General features: G+C 40.4%; 1 pseudogene. It reads left to right on the top strand.

The window, feature by feature from the left end:
• A pseudogene (locus V7659_RS31975) lies at positions 1-207 on the top strand (transcriptional regulator); the annotation flags it as partial.
• Positions 208-225: the final 18 nt, after the last annotated feature.

Raw genomic sequence — 225 nt, 5'->3', positions numbered from 1 at the left:
CTGCTGGCTGATTTGTATGATACGTCCATTGATTTTTTACTTGGTAGAACGGACGAGCCAGAGATACAACGCAAAATCTCTGATATCAAAATTGAGCTGACGGAAGCAAAAGAAGGAACCATCCATGTAGACGGCGTTCCACTAACAGATGAAGAAATCAAACAGCTTGTTGCCTTTATTCGGGCGAAAAACACTCTGAAAGTATAAACAACACAATAAAGAGAG

The sequence above is a fragment of the Neobacillus drentensis genome (genome assembly GCF_036966985.1).
GTDB lineage: Bacteria > Bacillota > Bacilli > Bacillales > Cytobacillaceae > Neobacillus > Neobacillus drentensis_E.
The sequence above is the reverse complement of the archived record's forward strand: the minus strand, read 5'-3'. Positions and strand labels throughout refer to the sequence as shown.